Source organism: Paenilisteria newyorkensis, assembly GCF_000766145.1.
Taxonomy (GTDB): domain Bacteria; phylum Bacillota; class Bacilli; order Lactobacillales; family Listeriaceae; genus Listeria_A; species Listeria_A newyorkensis.
Window position 1 is genome coordinate 50,323 of the sequence record NZ_JNFB01000007.1, and the last position, 18,398, is coordinate 68,720.

14 protein-coding genes are annotated in these 18,398 nt (G+C 42.1%); all 14 read left to right on the forward strand.

Annotated features, from left to right (window positions below; genetic code table 11):
• Positions 1 to 228: 228 nt before the first annotated feature.
• The 14 genes from secA to pstA all read left to right on the forward strand — a co-directional run bounded on the left by secA (position 229) and on the right by pstA (position 18,397).
• A complete protein-coding gene (gene secA / locus EP58_RS02690; RefSeq protein ID WP_036089718.1) occupies positions 229 to 2,742 on the forward strand; it encodes a preprotein translocase subunit SecA in 2,514 nt (837 codons plus the stop codon).
• Between the two features lie 124 nt (positions 2,743 to 2,866).
• Positions 2,867 to 3,968, forward strand: a protein-coding gene (prfB, locus tag EP58_RS02695) for a peptide chain release factor 2 (protein ID WP_103034995.1) whose coding sequence is annotated in 2 segments (ribosomal slippage) — positions 2,867 to 2,938 and positions 2,940 to 3,968 — 1,101 coding nt in all. Because the reading frame shifts where the segments join, the coding sequence is not laid out codon by codon here.
• A 9-nt stretch (positions 3,969 to 3,977) separates the two neighbouring features.
• Positions 3,978 to 4,847, forward strand: coding sequence for a YitT family protein (locus EP58_RS02700; protein ID WP_036089724.1), 870 nt, complete (start codon positions 3,978 to 3,980; stop codon positions 4,845 to 4,847).
• A gap of 553 nt (positions 4,848 to 5,400) precedes the next feature.
• The gene (ftsE, locus tag EP58_RS02705; RefSeq protein WP_036089727.1) at positions 5,401 to 6,087 is read left to right on the forward strand and encodes a cell division ATP-binding protein FtsE; all 687 of its coding nucleotides are present in this window, start codon (positions 5,401 to 5,403) and stop codon (positions 6,085 to 6,087) included.
• Complete coding sequence (gene ftsX / locus EP58_RS02710; RefSeq protein ID WP_036089728.1) at positions 6,077 to 6,964, forward strand: permease-like cell division protein FtsX; 888 nt, start codon at positions 6,077 to 6,079, stop codon at positions 6,962 to 6,964. The genes ftsE and ftsX overlap by 11 nt, the downstream gene beginning before the upstream one ends.
• Positions 6,965 to 7,062: 98 nt before the next feature.
• Positions 7,063 to 8,331: a C40 family peptidase gene (locus EP58_RS02715; protein ID WP_036089730.1), complete on the forward strand. Its 1,269-nt coding sequence runs from the start codon at positions 7,063 to 7,065 to the stop codon at positions 8,329 to 8,331.
• A gap of 132 nt (positions 8,332 to 8,463) precedes the next feature.
• The gene (locus tag EP58_RS02720) at positions 8,464 to 9,834 is read left to right on the forward strand and encodes a murein hydrolase activator EnvC family protein (RefSeq protein WP_036089732.1); all 1,371 of its coding nucleotides are present in this window, start codon (positions 8,464 to 8,466) and stop codon (positions 9,832 to 9,834) included.
• A 115-nt stretch (positions 9,835 to 9,949) separates the two neighbouring features.
• Positions 9,950 to 11,401, forward strand: a complete 1,452-nt coding sequence (cls, locus tag EP58_RS02725; RefSeq protein WP_036089735.1) for a cardiolipin synthase — start codon at positions 9,950 to 9,952, stop codon at positions 11,399 to 11,401.
• A gap of 12 nt (positions 11,402 to 11,413) precedes the next feature.
• Complete coding sequence (locus tag EP58_RS02730) at positions 11,414 to 12,586, forward strand: PDZ domain-containing protein (protein WP_036089737.1); 1,173 nt, start codon at positions 11,414 to 11,416, stop codon at positions 12,584 to 12,586.
• 298 nt (positions 12,587 to 12,884) lie between these two features.
• Entirely contained in the window at positions 12,885 to 13,598 is a 714-nt protein-coding gene (locus EP58_RS02735; RefSeq protein WP_103034994.1) for a response regulator transcription factor, read from the forward strand.
• Complete coding sequence (gene pnpS, locus EP58_RS02740; RefSeq protein ID WP_036089741.1) at positions 13,595 to 15,367, forward strand: two-component system histidine kinase PnpS; 1,773 nt, start codon at positions 13,595 to 13,597, stop codon at positions 15,365 to 15,367. The genes EP58_RS02735 and pnpS overlap by 4 nt, the downstream gene beginning before the upstream one ends.
• Before the next feature lie 219 nt (positions 15,368 to 15,586).
• Positions 15,587 to 16,492 (forward strand): phosphate ABC transporter substrate-binding protein, encoded by a 906-nt coding sequence (locus EP58_RS02745; protein WP_036089743.1) that lies wholly within the window; start codon positions 15,587 to 15,589, stop codon positions 16,490 to 16,492.
• A 103-nt stretch (positions 16,493 to 16,595) separates the two neighbouring features.
• Positions 16,596 to 17,516, forward strand: coding sequence for a phosphate ABC transporter permease subunit PstC (gene pstC / locus EP58_RS02750; RefSeq protein ID WP_036089745.1), 921 nt, complete (start codon positions 16,596 to 16,598; stop codon positions 17,514 to 17,516).
• Positions 17,513 to 18,397, forward strand: a complete 885-nt coding sequence (gene pstA, locus EP58_RS02755) for a phosphate ABC transporter permease PstA (protein WP_036089747.1) — start codon at positions 17,513 to 17,515, stop codon at positions 18,395 to 18,397. The genes pstC and pstA overlap by 4 nt, the downstream gene beginning before the upstream one ends.
• Position 18,398 lies beyond the last annotated feature (1 nt).

An 18,398-nucleotide genomic window follows, 5' to 3' on the forward strand; every position in this document is an offset into this window, starting at 1 on the left:
AGTTAAGAAGATATTTTTTTATTTAAATAAATCGCATAGCCTAGGCTTTTATACAGAATCAAAGGAAATGCGTCGAAATGTTCACAGGAAAACAGGTTGTAAAAGACAGGCGAAAGATGGTAGAATTGTCTAGTGTGCCTGTGATAAGGCAGTTGCGTCAGAAAATGGGAAGAGCGCGACGATTTCAACTTCAGGGAAAGTATAGAAACAGTAGAGGAGAATAAGATCATGGCAGGTTTATTAAAAAAGATATTTGAATCTGGTAAAAAAGATGTTAAGTATCTAGAGAAGAAAGCAGATCAGATTGAGGCACTAGCTGAAGAAACGGCGAAGCTTTCTGATGATGAGATACGTGCGAAAACAGAGGCATTTAAAGAGCGGTATCAGAATGGAGAAACATTAGATTCTCTTTTGGTAGAGGCTTTTGCTGTTGCGCGTGAAGGAGCAAAGCGTGCACTAGGTATGTTCCCATTCCGTGTTCAATTAATGGGTGGTATCGTACTACACGAAGGTAATATTGCAGAGATGAGAACTGGGGAAGGTAAAACGCTGACAGCAACACTACCTGTTTATTTAAATGCGCTCTCAGGCAATGGCGTGCATGTTGTTACAGTCAATGAATACTTGTCGCAACGTGATGCGGAAGAAATGGGCGTTCTATATAATTTCCTTGGTCTTTCAGTTGGACTGAATCTAAATGCGCTTTCCAGTGAAGAAAAACGTGAAGCATATGCTGCTGATATTACGTACAGTACAAACAATGAGTTAGGGTTTGATTATTTACGTGATAACATGGTTGTTTATAAAGAGCAAATGGTTCAACGTCCGCTTTCTTATGCGGTAATTGATGAGGTCGATTCCATTCTTGTTGATGAAGCGAGAACGCCGTTGATTATTTCTGGTCAAGCAGAGAAATCGACCATTCTATACGTTCGTGCTAATTCATTCGTTGAGACATTGACAGTGGAGAAAGATTATACAGTTGATATTAAGACGAAATCAGTATACATGACCGAAGAGGGTATGACAAAAGGTGAGAAGTATTTCGACGTCGAGAATTTATTTGATATTGAAAGCTCTACTTTATTGCATCATATTGCGCAAGCTTTGAAAGCAAACTATACTATGCATCTTGATGTTGATTATGTTGTGCAAGACGATGAAGTATTGATTGTAGACCAATTTACTGGTCGTATTATGAAGGGCCGTCGTTTCAGTGAAGGTTTGCACCAAGCGCTTGAGGCTAAAGAAGGCGTTACAATCCAAAATGAATCACAAACAATGGCGACTATTACATTCCAGAACTATTTCCGTATGTACAAGAAACTATCTGGTATGACTGGTACGGCTAAAACGGAAGAAGAAGAATTCCGCGATATTTATAACATGCGTGTTATCGAAATTCCGACGAATAAGCCAATCGTTCGTGATGACCGTGCGGATTTAATCTACACATCGATTGATGCGAAATTTAATGCTGTGGTAGAAGATATCGCTGAGCGTTATGCGAATGGGCAACCAGTACTAGTTGGTACAGTAGCCATCGAGACGTCTGAGGTTATCTCCCATAAATTAAAACGTAAAGGTGTACCACATAGCGTTTTGAATGCGAAACAACATGAAAAAGAAGCTGAAATTATCCAGTTTGCTGGTGAAAAAGGTTCTGTAACTATCGCGACAAATATGGCTGGTCGTGGTACGGATATTAAACTTGGCGAAGGTGCAATCGAAGCAGGCGGTTTAGCTGTTATTGGTACAGAGCGTCATGAATCAAGACGTATTGATAATCAGTTACGTGGTCGTGCAGGACGTCAAGGTGATCCAGGCGTGACACAATTCTATCTTTCAATGGAAGATGAGTTGATGAAACGTTTCGGTTCAGATAACATGAAATCGATGATGGAACGTTTTGGAATGGACGACGAAGCTATCCAAAGTAAGATGGTTAGCCGTGCCGTTGAATCTGCTCAAAAACGTGTCGAAGGAAATAACTTTGATTCGCGTAAACAAGTACTGCAATACGATGATGTTTTACGTCAACAACGTGAAGTTATTTATAAACAGCGTTATGCAGTTATTACTGCAGAGAATAACTTGCGCTCTGTGATCGAACCAATGATTCAAAACGTCGTGAATTTTGTGGTACAGTCTAATGCACCAAGACAAGAGGATCGTGAAGAATGGAATCTGCAAGGAATTATCGATTTCGTGGAAGCGAACTTGCTACCAGAAGACGTAATTAGCGTAGATGACATTAAGAATATGGAGTCTAATGACATTCAAGATTTCATTTTAGAAAAAGTGAATGAAGCATACAATGAAAAAGAAACATTGCTACCAGAAGAAGAATTCAATGAGTTCCAAAAAGTAGTATTGCTACGTGTAGTAGATACGAAATGGGTAGATCATATCGATGCAATGGATCATTTACGCGATGGTATTCATCTACGTGCCTACGGTCAAATCGATCCGCTACGTGAATATCAATCAGAAGGCTTTGAAATGTTTGAAGCAATGATTAGTTCGATTGATGAGGAAGTTGCGCGTTATATTATGAAAGCTGAAATTCGTCAAAATCTTGAGCGTGAACAAGTGGCGAAAGGTGATGCTATCGATCCAAACGAAGGCAAACCGGTTGCTAAGAAACAACCAGTTCACAAAGATCAACACATTGGTCGTAATGATCCGTGTCCTTGTGGAAGTGGCGAAAAGTATAAGAACTGTCACGGAAAAGAGAAATAGTAAGATGCAAAAAGCCAGGATTTTTCCTGGTTTTTTGTTTGGAATCGCAGTTTCTCTCTAAGTATGCTATATTATTAAGGGTGCATTTATTTGATGCATGAAAATTGAAAAAGAGGTGTTGAGAATGGAATTAGCTGAAATTCGCAATGAACTAGAAAAGACAACCCAACAAATCAAAGACTTTAGGGGGTCTCTTTGACTTAGACAGCATAGAAGTTCGGATTGCTGAGTTAGAGGATCAAATGTTGGACCCAGAATTTTGGAATGACCAGCAAGCAGCGCAGAAAGTCATCAATGAAGCGAATGGCTACAAAGAGACGTATAATGCGTTTCATGAGTTAGAAGAGGAGCAAGAAAATCTAGAACTCAGTTTGGAACTTTTGCGTGAAGAGGCAGATGAAGAGTTGCAAACAGAACTAGAAACAGAATTAGAGACATTTGTGGCGAAGTTAACAGATTTTGAATTGAAATTGATGTTAAGCGAGCCTTACGATAAAAATAACGCGATTTTAGAGTTACATCCAGGAGCTGGCGGAACGGAGTCGCAGGATTGGGGCTCCATGTTACTGCGCATGTACCAGCGCTGGGCGGACAAGAAGGATTTCAAAGTCGAAATGCTGGATTACCAAGCAGGAGACGAAGCGGGCATTAAGAGTGTCACATTGCTCATCAAAGGACATAATGCATACGGCTACTTAAAAGCGGAAAAAGGCGTTCACCGTCTCGTCCGTATTTCGCCATTCGATTCTTCGGGACGTCGCCATACATCGTTCGTATCCTGTGATGTGATGCCGGAAATGGATGACGACATCGAAATCGAAGTGCGCCCTGAGGATTTAAAAATCGACACGTATCGCGCGACCGGTGCCGGTGGTCAGCATATCAATACGACCGACTCAGCTGTGCGGATGACGCATATACCATCCGGAATTGTTGTAACATGCCAATCCGAGCGTTCGCAGTTGAAAAACCGTGATCAAGCAATGAAAATGTTAAAAGCGAAATTATACCAAAAAGAGCAAGAAGAAAAAGAGAAAGAACTTGCGGAACTTCGCGGTGAACAAAAAGAAATAGGTTGGGGAAGTCAAATCCGATCCTACGTATTCCATCCATATTCCATGGTAAAAGATCACCGTACAAATGTTGAAACAGGAAATACACAAGCAGTGATGGATGGCGATATTGATGAGTTTATCAATGGCTATCTGCGTTCGCGGATTGATTAAGGTGAAAAAATGAGCGAAATAAAACCAGTCAAACGGCGTAAACTTCCGCCTAAATTAGCGAAAGCGATGGAGTATGTCTATGTTATTTTAGGCGCTTTCATTATTGCTTTGGCTTTCAATGTTTTGCTACTGCCAAATCATGTTGCTTCTGGCGGCGTGAGCGGGATTAGTACGATTATTAATTATTTAACGGGATGGACACCGGCTTACATTCAGTGGGCTTTTAATATTCCGTTATTCTTTGCAGGCGTATTTTTCTTGGGCTACCAGTTTGGAATCAAGACTTTTGTTGGCACGATGATTATGCCACTATTTGTTTATTTGACAGCAGATTGGACGGTTTGGACGCATGAACCACTCGTTGCCGCATTGTTTGGCGGTGTGTTGGTTGGTGTTGGGCTAGGCATTGTTTTTCGCGGCAAAGCATCGACTGGTGGTACAGATGTTATCGCCCAAATTTTGCACAAATTCACGAATCTTTCGCTAGGTATTTGTGTGGCTTTGATTGATGGGTTTGTCGTTATTGCGGCTATGTTCGTCTTTGATATCGAGTCGGGATTGTACGCGCTTATCGGACTTTTCGCTACGAGTAAGACGATCGACCTCGTTCAAGTGGGGCTCAATCAGTCAAAAACCGTGCTTATTATTTCTGAAAAGCAAGATGAGATACGCCACGCCATCCTTTATAAAATTGACCGAGGTATTACGCGTCTATCGGCAAAAGGCGGTTATACAGAAGATGACAGGCAAATATTGCTCTGTGTCATTGCCCAGTCCGAATTTTCAAGGTTAAAAGGCGTCATAAAAGAGATTGACCCAAACGCATTTGTCGTCGTTATGAGCGCAAGTGAAGTGATGGGAGAAGGCTTCAACTTATAATAAGAATGCAAAACGAGCAGCATTGACCAATCAAGTTAATGTTGCTTTTTTGTAATACAGTTTTAAAATAGCGCATCGTTTGTATAACAGTTGTGTAACAAGAAGCTCATTCAGAGTAAGTGGGAAGGTATTTGCTTACAAGAAGTGGTCTATTCCAATTGATTTCACTGTAACTATTTTTAATATCCCTGTAATGTTAATTCACTGGAAAACGCGGTACAATAGGAGAGTAGTAAAACAGTGCGGAAATTCGGGCACGTTTTTTTATGGTCTTTTTACAGAAAGAGAATAACGTAAAATAGTTAACAATGAAAATGAATGTAAATAGGTATGTTGCGAATAAAATAAAACTTGTCATTGGTTGAAATATAACTGTAACCTAATTAACCCATGGCTGAAAAATTGAAGTGTTATAATTGTATTATGCGTTGTGACTTCAAGTACTTCAGCAAAAATGGTGAGCCTTGTTTGAGACTTCACTGCACAGATTCGGGTTATCTTACATGTTATATCATTCCAACTTGATTTAAGAAAGGCATAGTTAGGTGATAAAATGATTGTTATGGAAGATGTCTACAAGAAGTATCCCAATGGTATAACAGCCGCGAACGGATTGAACATTCGGATCGATCAGGGAGAATTCGTTTATGTCGTAGGGCCGAGTGGTGCTGGTAAATCGACTTTTATCAAAATGATATACCGCGAAGAGCGAGCAACAAAAGGAACGATTAACGTGGGTAAATTTGATTTACTCCATATGAAGAATCGAGAAGTCCCATTTTTAAGAAGACATGTCGGCGTTGTTTTTCAGGATTTTAAGTTGCTACCGAGCAAAACCGTTTATGAAAACATTGCGTATGCGATGGAAGTAGTAGAGGAAGATCCGAAAGTCATCAAAGACCGTGTCATGGAAGTGCTAGACCTAGTTAATTTGAAACACAAAGTCAGAATGCTACCAGATGAGTTGTCTGGCGGGGAGCAACAGCGGATTTCGATTGCTCGCTCGATAGCAAATATGCCACAGGTTTTAATTGCAGATGAACCAACTGGAAACCTCGATCCTGATACTTCATGGGAAATCATGAATATCCTTGAAGAAATAAGTAATCGCGGAACGACAATCGTTATGGCGACACACAATAAAGAGATTGTTAATACTCTGAAACATCGTGTAATCGCTATTGAAAACGGTAGAATCGTTCGGGATGAACAGCAAGGAGATTATGGCTATGAAATTTAGAACAGTAGGTAGACATTTTAAAGAGAGCTTTAAGAGTCTCTATCGTAACGGTTGGATGACATTCGCTGCAGCTAGTGCGGTAACAGTAACTTTGATTTTAGTCAGTGTGTTCTTCGCAATTATGATGAACATGAACAAGTTAGCAGATGATGTTGAGAATGACGTTGAAATTAACGTGCATATCCAACTTACTGCGACCAAAGATCAACAGGATGAATTAAAAGCCAATATCGGAGAGCTAAACGGCGTCGATAGTGTCACATTTTCTTCCAAAGATGAGCAAATGGAGAAGTTAGTCTCTACATATGGTAAGGATTTCGAGTTGTTCGAACAAGATAATCCACTTTACGATGTGTTCATTGTTCAAGCGAAGGAGCCGAGTGAAACGGCGAAGGTTGCATCCCAGATCGAGAAAATGAAATATGTCGCAAAAGTGAACTATGGTGAAAAAACAGTAGATAAATTGTTTAATGTCTTGAAATGGGGACGATATGCTGGTATCATATTAAGTGCTGGTCTTTTATTAACAGCCATGTTCCTAATTTCCAATACGATTAAGATTGCGATTTACTCGCGTCGAACCGAGATTGAGATTATGAAATTGGTAGGAGCGACAAACTGGTTTATCCGGTGGCCGTTCGTGTTAGAAGGCGCTTGGCTAGGTCTATTAGGATCTATTGTGCCAGTCATACTAACATTTGTGGGTTACATCAACACATATAACCTTGTCAACCCAAGACTTGGAGAAGGCACCAACCTTTCCTTATTATCGCCAACCCCATTCATGTATGAAATATCAGGGTTAATCATTGCTATTGGAGTATTGATTGGTATATGGGGAAGCGCAATTTCCATCCGTAGATTCTTGAAAGTTTAACAATTAAATGCGTATCAGAGAAACGAACGCATTCTAAAAAATAATAAAAAAATTCAATGAAAGAAAAGCCTAGGGAGCTTTTTAGGAGGTAAAATCTTTTGAAAAAAAATACTTTAATCGCTGCGTCAATGGCAGCTGTAATCAGTTTATCACCGGTTTTTACAACAAATGCATTTGCGGACGTTAACACAGACATCCAACAGAAAGATGCTAAGCTAAACGATCTTAAATCTAAGAAAGCTGATTTACAAGCTGATCTATCATCTCTAGTAACAAAACTAGAAACAGCGCAAGCAAAATCTAAAGAGCTACAAGCGAGCTTCAACAAATCAGCAGAACAATTAAAGAAATTAAACGCTGATATCGCGGCAATCAATGCCCGCATTAAAGAACGTGAAGGTGTCCTTAAAGAGCGCGCTCGTTCTATGCAAGTAAACTCAAATTCAAACGTATATCTTGATGTTGTCTTAGGAGCAAATAATTTCAGCGATTTAGTAGACCGTGTGTCTGCTGTAAACACAATTGTTGATTCTGATAAAGCTATCCTTGATGAACAACAAAAAGACGAAGATGCTTTGAAATCAAAATCTGCATCTGTTAAAAAAGAGCAAGAAAAACAACAAAAAGCAATCGCTAGTTATGAAGAACAACAAAATAAAATCGAAGCTCAAAAAGCTGAGAAAGAAGCTGTTGTAGCACAATTAGCAGCGCAACAAGCAACAACAGAACAAGAAAAATCTACTTTAATCGCGCAACGTGATAGAGAAGCAGCAGCAGCGGCGGCTCGTGCGGCAGCAGCGAAAGAAGCGACAACTGTTCAACCATTAGCAGCTACGGAAACGAAAACAGAATCATCATCGTCGAATGCAAGTTCGAATGATTCTTCATCTACAGCGTCATCTTCTAATGACAACAGTTCTAAATCTGAAAGTACTACAGCGAAAAAAGCATCATCAAATAATTCAGGTTCAACAAACAATAATATCCCAACACCAACAGGTTCTGGTTATGATGCAATGATTTCAACTGCTTACGCACAATTAGGTAAACCATATTCACTAGGAGCAACTGGACCAGGTTCATTTGACTGTTCTGGATTCACTTCTTACTCATTCCGTGCAGCAGGAATTTCTCTTCCAAGAACTTCAGGTGCTCAATATGCAGCATCTACTAAAATTAGTTCAAGCCAAGCAAAACCAGGTGATTTAGTATTCTTCAGCTATGGTAGCGGAATCGCTCACGTTGGTATTTACATTGGCGGAGGCAAAATGATTAACGCGCAAAACGACGGTGTTAAAATCGATAGCCTTTCAAGCGGCTTCTGGGCACAATCTCTTGTAGGTTTTGGCCGTGTAGCTAACTTTTAATCGTAAAATATAACAAGCGTTTTTGAAAATAGAAAAGTACCTTTGTATGATTATTTACGAGGGTACTTTTTTTCTAACCTAACGCATGGAAAAAATAGTAATATATGAATCTGATCTAGGAGGAATTAATACATGGCATATAAGAAATTACTCGTAAATAGCCTTGCAATAACTGTAGCAGTTGGCCTTTTTAGTACAGTGCCAACCAATGTAAAGGCTGCTGACTTAAATGAACTACAGAAACAACAACAAGCAATTCAGCAACAACGTTCTACTATAGATAATCACATTGACGAGAAAGATCATGAAGTATCCGTTCTTGAAAGAAAGCAACAAACGACGGCTGCTGAACTGGAAAGTCTCGTAAAAAGCATTACAGAAACCAATAAAAAGTTACAAAAGCAGCAACAAGAAGTAGCGGTAACGAATGCAGAAGTAAGTAAGTTAAAAAATGAAATCGTCGTGTTACAAAAAAGTATCGATGATCGTCTTAATTTACTAAAAGATCGTGCACGTGCTATCCAGGTGAACGGAAACGGACAAGAGTACATGAATGTAATTTTAGCGTCGGATAACTTCAGTGATTTTATTGATCGCGCAACGATGGTATCGACACTTGTTAATGCGGATAAAGATATTATGAGTGACCAGAAGAAAGATGAGGACACTCTTAACTCTAAGCAAAAGCAAACAGAGACTAAGTTGGCAGGATTGAAGAAATTATCTACTGAAATCGCGCTATCAAAAAACAACTTAGAAAGCCAAAAAAGTCAAAAAGATGAGTTAATCTTGGCAATCGCGGCTGAAAAAGACTTAACGCAGCAACAAAAGAATGATTTATTAGCGCAACAAGGTGAATTGGCAGCGAATGAACAAGCAATCGCTGGAAATATCCAAGCGGAGAAGAACCGCCAAGCGCAACAACAATTAGTAGCAGCGCGTAAAGCGAGCGAAGAACGGGCAGCAAGGGAAGCGCGAGAAGCCGCGGCACAGGCAAGATCTAAGGTCGTTACACAGACCGAAACTGCGGCAGCCGCAACGACAACACCAGATACACCAGCAGTTTCGATTCCTTCGATTAGTGCTGGTTCCCAAACAGGCATGTTCATTAAACCGGCAGCTGGAATCCTGACGTCTGGATTTAGCGATAGAACAAACCCGGTGACTGGTCAACATGAATCGCATAAAGGGCAAGATATCGCCGCGGGTGGTAGTGTGCCAATTTATGCAGCAGCAGGTGGAACGGTTGTTTTCTCTGGTTTCGGCGCTCCAGGTAGCGGTTATGGTGGCTACGGATATGTTGTTGAAATCGATCATGGAAATGGCTACCAAACACTTTACGGTCATATGAGAGCAGGAAGCTTGCAAGTGGTTGCAGGACAAAGCGTTTCTCAAGGACAAGGCATCGGCATGATGGGCTCAACTGGGCAATCGACTGGGCAACATCTTCATTTTGAAATTCATAAAAATGGTGTTCCAGTAGATCCATCACCTTATATTTAATATCGAACTCGGCTAGCCACTTTTGGTAGCCGAGTTTTTGTGTGATACTAAGGCAATACTTCACCTCTGATTTATGATATGATAAAAAGGTAGCATTATTATTGGGAGGTACATTATGGGGATTATCGCGGGATTACTGATTGTTTTGCTAGTCATCAATCTATTTTTCGCTGCTGTGATGGTGTTTTTAGAAAGACGAGACACATCAGCAACGTGGGCTTGGCTGCTAGTACTAACATTCATACCTGTTATTGGATTTGTTATATACTTAATATTTGGCCGAAAGCTCTCCCACCGCAAAATTTTCGACTGGAAGGGACAGGAGAAAATTGGATTGCGAGAGTCGACGGATAATCAGATTAGCATGATTAGGCAGCAGGAGTTTCCGTTTAGCGATCGAAATGTAGCAAAGCATCGGGATTTGATTTATTTATTGTTGGTGAACGATGGCGCAATTTTGACGCAGGATAATGAAGTGACGATTTTCACAGATGGGCATGAGAAGTTCGATGCGTTGATGCGGGATATTGAGATGGCGACGGACCATATTCATTTGATTTATTATATTATTCACTCGGATATGCTGGGAAATCGTTTGCAGAAAGCGCTGATTAAAAAGGCAGAAGAAGGCCTCGATGTTCGGGTGATTTATGACGCGATGGGATGTCGAACCACGAAAAAGGCTTTTTGGAATAAGTTAAAGCAAAATGGCGTCAAAGTATGGCCGTTCTTCCCTTCGAAATTACCGTTGATAAATTTCCGATTGAACTACCGTAATCATCGTAAATTGGCGATTATTGATGGTGAAATTGGCTATATTGGTGGATTCAACGTGGGGGATGAGTATTTAGGGCTTGATGATAGTTTTGGATACTGGCGTGACACGCATCTTCGGGTTCGTGGAAAAGCGGTTTTTGCGATGCAGACGAGATATATTATGGACTGGAATTCGGCGGCATCCGCTAGTCAAAAGCTGGATTATCAAACGCGCTATTTTCCGAGTTTTCACGGTAAGGGACAGACGAGTATGCAGATTGTATCCAGTGGACCGGATTCGGAATGGCAGCAAATTAAGAATGGTTACATCAAAATGATTAACTCGGCGAAGAAATCGATTTATTTGCAGTCGCCGTATATTATTCCAGATGCGAGTTTGCTAGAGGCGCTTAAAATCGCGTCGCTGTCTGGTGTCGATGTGCGTTTGATGATTCCGAATAAGCCGGATCATGCCTTTGTTTACCGGGCCACGACGAGCTATTGCGGGGAATTGATTGAGAGTGGTGCAAAGGTTTATATTTATGATAATGGCTTTATTCATGCGAAAACGCTTGTTGTGGACGGAGAAATTGCTTCGGTTGGGACGGCAAACATGGATTTTCGCAGTTTTAGACTGAATTTTGAAGTGAATGCGTTTATGTATGAAAAGAAAATAGCTCAAAAACTAGAAGATATTTTTTTACAGGATATTTTGAAATCGTATCAGCTGACGGAAGAATTGTATGCAGAGCGCTCATTTTGGATAAAAGTGAAAGAGGCGGTGTCGCGGCTACTTTCTCCGATACTATAAGAGGTGAATGGAATGGAGACAATAATAGTAGAAATTGTAAAAGGAATTGGCAGTATATTGGTACAACCGGCGTTATACGTGTCGATATTGATAGCGATTATTGCTGGCTTTAATCGAATAAAATGGGAACGGAAATCCTTTCATGTACGGATACATTCACCTTGGCAGGAGCTAAAAGGATTCTTCGGTTTAGGTATCGTTTTTGGTGTGGCGATTTCGATTATCATGGTTTTTGTAGGTTTTACGCTGACGATTGGATGGATCGCGATATTTAATGCCGTGCTGATTGTGTTGTTGCTCGTCGGGATGTTTAGGATGACTTCCACGGCGTATACGATTGGGATTACCAGCCTCGTTTATTATGCGGTCTACTATTTCGACTGGCAGTTGGCGCCGTTTGAAGACCGGATGTTGCCGATTCGCGATTTGTATATTGATAATTTCATGATTGTTATTGTGTTTGTATTGGCATTATTGCTTGCGGTAGAGGCGTTTTTGATTCAATTTACCGGGGCCAACCAAGCCTCACCAATGCTTCGGAAAAGTGGGCGCGGAAAATGGGTTGGAGCATTCCAGTTACGCCGTTTATGGTTATTACCACTTGTATGCTTTATTCCAGGACACGGTTTTGCAGCATTATTTGACTGGTGGCCTATTTTTCAAATCGGGAATCAGACATTTTCCTTGATGGTATTGCCGATTGTGATTGGTTTTCAGCAACAAGTCCAGTCTCAGTTGCCAGCACAAGCGACGCATAAAATTGCCGTCCGAGTGACTAGTTTATCTATTCTGATCGCGCTACTTGGCGTAGTTAGCATCGTGATTCCAGTTTTGAGCTTACTCGCATTTATCGTGGCAATCGCAGGCCGATTTTGGATTTCCTATCGTCATCGTAACGAGGAACGGGATTCTGCCTTTAAGTTTACACCACAAGTGGATGGCATTATGGTTCTAGGCGCACGGGAAAATACGCCAGCTAGCCGAATGGACATTTTGGCGGGAGAGGTCATCATGGAAGTAAACGGGATACCGGTGATGGATCGCGAAGATTTGTACGAGGCGCTAAATGAAAACCGAGCCTACTGCAAACTAAAAGTCCGTGACAACAACGGCGAACCACGAATTGTCCAAACCGCTATCTATGAAGAAGACTCATTTGAACTAGGTTTATTCATGGTAGAATAGTTTGACTCTATTTGAACTTCGAATAGTAAAAAAACGCCTCAGGGCTGCTAGAACTGCCCAGATCCTAGGCAAAAGTGAGTACCGACACGGAATGTACGATTTGTACATGAGTATCGGAACGGAACTTTTAACGACGAAAATGGGTAGTTCTCGCAGCCCTGACTTTTAAGATTGTGTTAAGAGTGACCGTTTTCTACCCGAAAAAGGTAAATTCGTGCTATATTTTAGTGGAAGAATACATAACAAGTTGTGGCGGGATTGTAAAGGGCTGCGCGTTATGAATGGGGAGGAAAGAGCATTGACCAAGATTTTAGTAGTGGATGATGAGTCTTCTATTGTAACTTTACTGCAATTTAACATTGAAAAGGCTGGCTTTGATGTAGTGACGGCAGAAGATGGTAGGACAGGGTACGAGCTTGCTTTGTCGGAAAAACCGGATTTGATTGTACTCGATTTAATGTTGCCTGAGATGGACGGGATTGAAGTGTGTAAGCAGTTGCGCCAAGATAAGGTGGAGACGCCGATTTTGATGTTAACGGCAAAAGATGACGAATTGGATAAAATTATTGGTCTGGAGCTTGGTGCGGATGACTATTTGACGAAACCGTTTAGCCCGCGTGAGGTTGTGGCGCGAATCAAGGCAATTTTGCGACGGAGTGCTGGGAAAGCGACGGATGTGGAACCGGAGGAGTTGCCAAAAGAGAAGGCGCTGCAAGTTGGTGAGTTGAAGATTCTGACGGAGAGTTATGAGGTGTATTTGCAGGATGAGTTGCTGGATTTGACGCCGAAGGAATTCGAGTTGTTGCTCTATTTGGCGAATCACCGGGGCAAGGTTTTTTCGCGAGATCAGTTGCTGGATGCGGTCTGGAATTATGATTATATTGGCGAAACGCGGATTGTGGATGTGCATGTGAGCCATTTGCGCGATAAAATTGAGGCGGACACGAAGCAGCCGCGCTATATTAAGACGATTCGTGGTTTTGGCTATAAGATGGAGAACGTGAAATCATGAAAAAATTATGGCTGAAAATAGGACTGTCTTTTTTTATCTTATTTTTTATTGTCATGGTGATTGTGGGCTTTTTCTCAGGGGAATTGATGAAGAGTGTTTACTTGCATATGAAGGAAAGCCAGTTGCAGGATGATGCGAAGATATTGTTGACAACGACGAAGCTAGAAGATGTTGATTTGGACCAGGATGCGGATAAAATTCAGTCGAGCTTAAAACCGCTAGAGGATAAAATTGATGCGCGGATTACGGTCATTGATCAGACGGGACATGTGGTCGCTGATACGAAGGAAGATCCGCACAGTTTGGGCAGTCATATGGATCGTCCGGAAGTGCAGGAAGTCCTTGAGCAAGGAAAAGATGTGGGGATTGCTACGCGAAAAAGCTCTACGCTTGGTTATAGTATGCTGTATGTGGCTGTTCCAATTACGCATAACGGTGTAACGGATGGTGTGTTGCGAATTTCGATTTCACTGGAATCGGTGGAAAAAGCGGTCCATCAATTATGGCTCAGCCTCACCTTGATATTTGGCTTGGCGCTAGTATTTATTGGCTTTATCAGTGCGGTGATTGCGCGACGGATTACGCGACCGGTCAACGAGATTATCGACGTGTCGATGGATTTGGCGAACCACCGTTATTACAGCAGAATTACAGGGAAAACGAGCGGCGAATTGCAGGATTTATCGCTAAGTGTGAACCAACTGGCGCAAAGTTTAGAGAAGCAAATGCAGGAAATCGAGCTTAACCAGCAGCGACTAAGCGGAATCGTGCAGAACTTGGTCAGCGGTGTGATGCTGATTGATCAACGAAAACTGATTGTGATGACGAATCCAATGATGGAACAAATTATCGGTGAAAAAGAACTGACAGGAAAAGCGTATTATGAAGTTTTGAAAAGTTTTGCTTTGACGCAGCTTGTCGATCAGTGTTTAGATCAAAAAGCTTTCCAACAAGAAGAGATTACGATTTATTTCCCGAGGGAGCTTATTTTAGACGCCAACGTTTCGCCAATTTTATCAAAAACGGGCAATATAACAGGCGTGATTTTGCTGTTGCATGATATTACTGAAATTAGAAGACTGGAAAATGTGCGTTCGGAATTTGTCGCGAATGTGTCGCATGAACTGAAAACACCAGTTACCGCGCTGAAAGGCTTTGCGGAAACGCTACTTGATGGCGCGATGTACGATGAAGCGCTACTCAAGAAATTCCTCACCATTATAAAAGAGGAAAGCGATCGTTTGCACCGCTTAATCATGGATATTTTAGAGTTGTCGCGAATTGAGCAGAAGCATGTGTCGATGAATTTGGAGCAGGTGGACGTGGAGGACGTGGTGATTACGACGATGGATACGGTTCGCTCGATGGCGCTTGAAAAAGGGATTCAGCTTGTGTCGCCGAATTTAGCGTCGCCGGTGATTATCCAAGCAGAGCGTGATCGGTTGCAGCAAATCTTGATTAACCTCATTTCAAACGCGATTGTGTATACGCCACAAGATGGGACAGTATCGGTCGGCGTGACGGAAAACGAGGCTAATGATACGATTGCTATCACGGTCACCGATAATGGAATCGGCATACCAGTCAAGGATATCGATCGGATTTTTGAACGTTTTTATCGTGTTGATCGTGCTCGTAGCAGGCATTCCGGTGGCACAGGACTTGGACTTTCCATTGTGAAACATATTGTGGAGAGCTGCGGCGGTCAGATTCAAGTCGAAAGCATCGAAGGTTCAGGCACAACATTCACCGTAACACTTCCAAAATAAAAAGGTAACGCAAGTCGTGATTTTAGCGGCTTGTGTTTTTCTTTACATAAGATCCAGCTCCAAACCGCCCAATCCGCGGTCTTTTTGTCATTTCCTGATAAAGAAATTTACAGAATCATCATCTTTACATTCTCTTAACATTAGCTACACATCCCCTTAATCCAGAAGAGGTATAGTAGGTTTGTAAGTTAAATCGAAAAAAAAGGTGGTTTACAGTTTATGAAGAAGAGATTTTTAGGAATAGTAGCTGTTATTGCAGCATTCACAATGATTATAGCAGGATGTGGAAATTCGGATACATCATCAGATAAAGCAAACGGAAATGCAGATAGCAAGGAAGTTTCTGGTTCGATCACGGCGGTCGGCTCAACAGCACTACAACCTCTTGTCGAAGCTGCTTCAAAACAATTTACAGCTGAGAATCCTAAAGCACAAATCAACGTGCAAGGCGGCGGATCTGGTACTGGCCTAACGCAAGTGCAACAAGGCGCAGTGGATATCGGCAACTCGGATGTTTTCGCTGAAGAAAAAGACGGCGTTGATGCTTCAAAATTAGTAGACCACAGAGTCGCAGTAGTCGGCATGGCACCAGTCGTGAACAAAGACGCTGGCGTGAAAAATATTTCGAAACAACAATTAATCGACATCTTCACTGGCAAAATTACAAACTGGAAAGATGTTGGCGGTAAAGACGAAAAAATCACGATCATCAACCGTGCAGAAGGAAGCGGAACACGCGCAACTTTTGAAAAATGGGGCTTAGATGGCGCGACTCCAGTAAAAGCACAAGAACAAGATTCCTCAGGTACCGTTCGTAAAATCGTAAGCGAAACACCAGGAGCTATCAGTTACCTAGCCTTCTCTTACATTGACGATTCGATCCAAGGACTTTCCCTTGATAATGTAGAGCCGAAAGAAGAAAACGTAGCAACAAACGATTGGAAAATTTGGGCTTACGAGCATATGTATACAAAAGGTGAAGCGACAGGACTTGCGAAAAAATTCCTAGCTTACATCACGAGCGAAGACGTTCAAAATGACTTGGTGCCACAACTTGGTTACCAATCGATTCACTCGATGAAAGTAGAACGCGACGCTAAAGGAAATATCACAGACGTTAAATAAAAAATATATTGGGGAAGGCGTCTACTTCTAAGTATAGAAGTGGGCGCAAACCCGTTTGTTGGGTATAAAAATAAGAGCCCAGCATCGGAAAGGAGTCTACGCAGTGGAAGCACGAGAAAAAGCATTAACGCAAACTTCCAAAAAGGCCCGTCTTGAAAAGAGAGGGAAAATCATAACGTTTATCTGCATCAGCATCATGGTTATTGCAGCGGCATCCATTCTTTTCTTTGTCATCTCGAAAGGACTGGCTACTTTTTTTGTCAATAATGTTTCGTTTGTTGACTTTATTACAGGAACAGATTGGAACCCTTCCAAAACAGATGCGGCTGGAAATCCACTCGTTGGCGCCTTGCCGATGATTCTTGGTTCTTTTGGTGTGACATTACTCGCAGCTTGTATTGCTGCACCGCTCGCGATTGGCGCAGCTATTTTTATGGTGGAAATATCGCCGAAGTTTGGTAAGAAAATTTTGCAACCTGTTATGGAGTTGCTCGTTGGGATTCCGTCCGTTGTTTACGGGTTTATCGGGCTCAGCGTCGTTGTTCCATTTATTCGGGAACATATTTCAGGAAGTGGTTTTGGGATTGCAGCGGCGACCGCGGTTTTGACCGTCATGATTTTGCCGACTGTGACCAGTTTGACAGTGGATGCGATTCATTCGGTACCACGTCATTATCGTGAGGCTTCGCTTGCGCTCGGTGCAACGCGGTGGCAGACGATTTGGAAAGTAATTCTGCGCAGTGCACGACCAGGTATTTTGACAGCCGTTGTTTTCGGAATGGCGCGCGCGTTTGGTGAAGCACTAGCTGTACAAATGGTTATTGGAAACTCCGTGGTTATCCCGACTTCGTTATTCGAACCGGCATCCACGTTAACAAGTATTTTAACAATGGGAATGGGAAATACCGTCATGGGGACGCTTGATAATAACGTGCTTTGGTCACTAGCGATGGTGCTACTGGCAATGTCACTGTTCTTTATCATTATGATCCGCTTCATCGGCCGTAGGAGGAAAGTCAAATGAATGTAAAAACAAAGGATAAGATCGCGACCTCCGTTTTCTATTTGATTGCGCTACTCATCGTCGTTATTTTGGCAGGATTACTCGGCTATATCTTAGTTCGAGGCGTTCCTCATCTGAGCTGGCATTTCCTAACTTCGCCACCCGAATCATTCAAAGCAGGCGGCGGGATTGGCCCAGAAATTTGGAATTCCTTCTACATGCTACTTATCACAATGATTTTATCCGTTCCAATTGCGCTCGGAGCAGGCATCTACATGGCAGAATACGCCCGCAAAAATTGGATCACAGACTTTATCCGCACAACCATTGAAGTCTTGTCTTCGCTACCGTCGATCGTGGTCGGTTTGTTCGGCTTCTTAATTTTCGTGTTGCAGATGGGGTGGAGCTTTTCGGTTATTTCCGGGGCGCTGACGCTGACCATCTTTAATCTACCGCTACTCATTCGCGTTATCGAGGAAGCGCTCAATGCTATTCCAAATACGCAACGAGAAGCAGGACTTGCATTAGGCTTGTCGCGCTGGGAAACCATAACACGGGTGCTAGTTCCAGCCGCGCTTCCAGCAATCGTGACCGGGGTTATTTTAGCCGCAGGACGCGTGTTTGGTGAAGCAGCCGCCTTAATCTACACTGCTGGGCAAAGTACACCGACACTAAACTTCGGAGACTGGAATCCAATGAATCCAACATCACCACTGAACATCTTCCGTCCAGCAGAAACACTTGCCGTTCACATTTGGAAAATTAATGGGGAAGGAATCATGCCTGACGCCGCAGCCGTATCCGCGGGAGCGTCCGCCGTACTCATTCTTTCCGTGCTACTTTTCAATATTTTAGCCCGCATTCTAGGAAAATATGTATTCAAAAAGATGACGTCTTCCTGAT

What these genes read in the sequence shown, in the direction of transcription:
- EP58_RS02700 (WP_036089724.1), top strand. Translation starts at nt 3,978, where the DNA reads ATGAGCGAAATAAAACCAGTCAAACGGCGTAAACTTCCGCCTAAATTA.
- pstA (WP_036089747.1), top strand. Translation starts at nt 17,513, where the DNA reads ATGAATGTAAAAACAAAGGATAAGATCGCGACCTCCGTTTTCTATTTG.
- EP58_RS02730 (WP_036089737.1), top strand. Translation starts at nt 11,414, where the DNA reads ATGGAGACAATAATAGTAGAAATTGTAAAAGGAATTGGCAGTATATTG.
- secA (WP_036089718.1), top strand. Translation starts at nt 229, where the DNA reads ATGGCAGGTTTATTAAAAAAGATATTTGAATCTGGTAAAAAAGATGTT.
- ftsE (WP_036089727.1), top strand. Translation starts at nt 5,401, where the DNA reads ATGATTGTTATGGAAGATGTCTACAAGAAGTATCCCAATGGTATAACA.
- cls (WP_036089735.1), top strand. Translation starts at nt 9,950, where the DNA reads ATGGGGATTATCGCGGGATTACTGATTGTTTTGCTAGTCATCAATCTA.
- EP58_RS02745 (WP_036089743.1), top strand. Translation starts at nt 15,587, where the DNA reads ATGAAGAAGAGATTTTTAGGAATAGTAGCTGTTATTGCAGCATTCACA.
- pnpS (WP_036089741.1), top strand. Translation starts at nt 13,595, where the DNA reads ATGAAAAAATTATGGCTGAAAATAGGACTGTCTTTTTTTATCTTATTT.
- ftsX (WP_036089728.1), top strand. Translation starts at nt 6,077, where the DNA reads ATGAAATTTAGAACAGTAGGTAGACATTTTAAAGAGAGCTTTAAGAGT.
- EP58_RS02720 (WP_036089732.1), top strand. Translation starts at nt 8,464, where the DNA reads ATGGCATATAAGAAATTACTCGTAAATAGCCTTGCAATAACTGTAGCA.